Genomic DNA, 3,173 nt, shown 5'->3' on the forward strand with positions numbered 1-3,173 from the left:
GAATTCATCGAAAACCTGCGCGGCAACGACCGCGTGGGCGGCGCGTGGCAGGGGGTGAGCTTTGAGTTTAGCGACGTGAGCTTTTTTCATCAAAATTTGCAGCACGAGCTTATCGGGGCGTTTTTCGTAGCGGAATTTAACAAGCGCATCATCGCGCCCGTTTTCATCTATCCGCGCGAGATGCAAAATAAGCAGCACGTAGGTCTAAAGCCCGTTGCGATGGACAACGTGGAGTTTGCCGCGCGCTACAAGGTGCTTAGCGACGAGCCGCAAAACGCGATGTACGTGCTAACGCCCGCATTTATGGAGCGGTTTTTGGCGGTGGGCGACGCGATGGGAGCGCAGATCTGGGCGAGCATCAGAGAGCGGCGGATCCATATTTTCGTGCACACCGGGCGCGATAATTTCGAGCCTAGCGTCTATGAAAGCGTGCTGCGTCGCGACCCCGCAAGCGAGATAAAGAGCGAAATTTTAAACTTTTTGAGTATCGTTAAAATTTTAAAACTGAATGTGAGGATTTGGGTTTAATAAAATTTGAGCGGTATTTTTGCTAAAAATTTTTAACTCTTAAAAGATAATTCGGCGCGTCTAGGTCTTTATTAAATTTTGATTTCATACGAGGCTATTTTCTAAATATTTATCGCTTAGCTGCTTATCAAATTTTTGCTTTACGTCTAAAACCTGCTCTTTACTCCTAGCTTATATAAAAATTTGCGGCCGAATTTTATCTAAATTTTTTCCCGTTTTTAATAGAAAATAGGTTTTTAGCTCCTTGTATTCGCCGCTCGTTAAAATCGAGGCGTCGATAATGAAATGCTTATCAAAGATAATCAAACTATCGCCGCTTAGCATATCCAGTCCAAGCCCTAGCCCGTTTATTATCCTAAAAATTAGCAATGGAAGCATGCCGAGCCCAAATGCTATCGGCACTATGAATGGGGCTATTGCATAGCCCTTAAAGTAAAAAACCGTAGACATCAAAACGAAGTAGATCATAACGACGCTAATTACAAACTTTTTTGTGATTGTCGGCAATTGGGGTTGGGAAGGCCCAAAGGTTCGTTTTATCCCCACTATATTTGATAATTTTATTTCGAGCAGGACTAAATTCTTCTTCGTAGAAAAATATTCTATGGCGGAATTTTTAAATTTAATATAGCAACTTCCTAGCTCTTTTGGGCGTTCATTTAGCTCTCCTGGATGTGGTGGTCTGTATGGTGCAAAATGTGAAAGAAAGTCCAAAATAAATACAATCGGCAGATATAGCTTTATCATCTCTATCGCGTTGTCTTTGATGATTATCGGATATTTGTCGTAATCCCTAGACTTGGCCTTTTCTAGCGTAGTGCTGATTTTAAATTTATCCAAATTTAGCTCTTTATAAATAGAATTTCAAAGCGTTTTATATGTTCTCAAATAGGATGGCAGCGCGCAGCAAGTGCGGTGGATAAATTACTATCCGCCGCAACAGGCTCGTAAAACCGTGCCTCGTAAAACGTAAAGACCGCGGCGCCTCGCTAACTAGTAAAATTTAGCTCGCCAAAATCGCGCTGCGTCGCAGGTTTATAAAACGCAGTTCGCATAAACGAAGCGCAATGCTCGCAAAAGTAAAATTCGCGGTTTGCAAAATCAAGCCGCGGCATTCAAAAGCGAACTTAAGCTTTTGGAATTCTGATCTTCTGTCCAGGATAGATGAGGTTCGCGTCCTTGATAACCTCGCGGTTGGCGTCGAAAATAATCTTGTATTTGTTCGCGTCGCCGTAAAATTTTTTCGCGATTTTAGATAGGTTATCGCCCTTTACGATGGTGTAGTAGTTTTCGGCGCTATCCTCTCTAATGCCCTCGATCTGCACGTTTTTGATGCCTGCGGTATTGCCCGCGATGAGGGCTGCTTTTTCAAGAGTTTCCTTATCGGCGTTGCCGCTGATTTTGACGGTGTCGCCCTGCACCTCGACCTCTAGCCCTTCTACCGGCGTAGAGCTGAGATTGGTGGCGATCTCGTCTTTTACGTGCTTGGCGTCATCGCCTAGACCTAGTAGTTTCTTGCCTGCTTCGGCTACGAATGAAAGTAAACCCATTGTTTTCTCCTTTGGTTAAAGTGGCAAAATTTTATCTTAAATTTACCAACGATCAGCTTAGATGCATATCCTTACGGCTCCGCCCTAGCCCAATGATGCGACCTATGGCGCTCACTCTATGCTGACGGGGCAGGTTCTCAGACCATCATCGCCGCGCCCATCGATTCATGTTTGCAGCGTATGAATTATCAGCGCTGCGACTACGCTAAATTTTTCGTCAGTAAATTTCTAGCGATCACGGCGCATACGATGCTAAAAACGACGACTGAATATGAGTTGAGATTTAGCCCGCAAAATCCTGCGCTTAGGGCAAAGGCGCAAAGCGGCGCGTTTAAGTTGATCGCTAAAAAGGCAGCCCCTCCGCAAACCCCCGCTGCGCTTAGGCTAATAGGTAGAATTTCGCCGATCGCAAATCCAACGCATAGCCCCAAAACTGCACCCAGCGCGAAACTCGGCGTAAGCGTGCCGCCGTATCCGCCGCAGCGAAAGATCATCAAAATGCAAAATGCCTTATAAAGCAAAATCGCAAGCAAATACGGGCTAAAGGACGCGGAGTCGAAAGCAAACTGCGCTGCGGAGCGCCCATTACCTAAAATTTCAGGCACGTATGCGCCGACCGCCGCGGTAAGTAAAAACGCAAGCGGCAGTGTAAGTGCGATTTTGAGGCTTTTTATGCGCAGCTTTTCGCACAAGCGCACCCCGTCTTGAAAGTATTTCGCCGCGACCCCCGTGACAAGCCCGATTAGCGCCGCTGCGAGTAAATTCTGCGGGGTAGGGGCGAAGTTCGAAACTGCGTAATAAATTTCTTTTGAAGCTCCGAATTCTGCTGTAGCTGTAGCCACCGCGCTTGTGGCAAAGGCGCATAAAATCGCTCGAGTATCGAAGCTTTTAAGCAAAATTTCTAGGCTAAAAAGCGCGCCCGCTAACGGGACGTTATATGCAGCACCTAGTCCCGCTCCCGCGCCACATGCGACAAATAACCGAAGCTCATCTCCGCTGATATTTAGGGCACGGCAAATTTTAGCCGCAAACAAGCCGCCCAGCTCGCGCGGAGCAGCCTCGCTGCCTACCGGTGCGCCCAAGGCGATGGCTGCA

General features: G+C 46.8%; 4 protein-coding genes. 1 reads left to right on the forward strand and 3 read right to left on the reverse strand.

What is annotated here, in order from left to right; genetic code table 11:
- On the forward strand, nucleotides 1-528 hold a 528-nt coding region (locus Q0095_RS08180), incomplete at its 5' end, for a DUF3137 domain-containing protein (RefSeq protein WP_297883012.1).
- 171 nt (nucleotides 529-699) lie between these two features.
- On the opposite strand, the gene Q0095_RS08185 is transcribed toward Q0095_RS08180, so the two are convergent.
- The 3 genes from Q0095_RS08185 to Q0095_RS08195 form a co-directional block, all read right to left on the reverse strand.
- Complete coding sequence (locus Q0095_RS08185; RefSeq protein WP_297883014.1) at nucleotides 700-1,368, reverse strand: hypothetical protein; 669 nt, start codon at nucleotides 1,366-1,368, stop codon at nucleotides 700-702.
- Nucleotides 1,369-1,655: 287 nt separating this feature from the next.
- A complete protein-coding gene (gene lysM / locus Q0095_RS08190; RefSeq protein WP_291939442.1) occupies nucleotides 1,656-2,078 on the reverse strand; it encodes a peptidoglycan-binding protein LysM in 423 nt (140 codons plus the stop codon).
- A 200-nt stretch (nucleotides 2,079-2,278) separates the two neighbouring features.
- A partial coding sequence (locus tag Q0095_RS08195; RefSeq protein ID WP_297883016.1) for a chloride channel protein occupies nucleotides 2,279-3,173 on the reverse strand: 895 nt, incomplete at its 5' end.

This window comes from uncultured Campylobacter sp. (assembly GCF_938045535.1).
Taxonomy (GTDB): domain Bacteria; phylum Campylobacterota; class Campylobacteria; order Campylobacterales; family Campylobacteraceae; genus Campylobacter_B.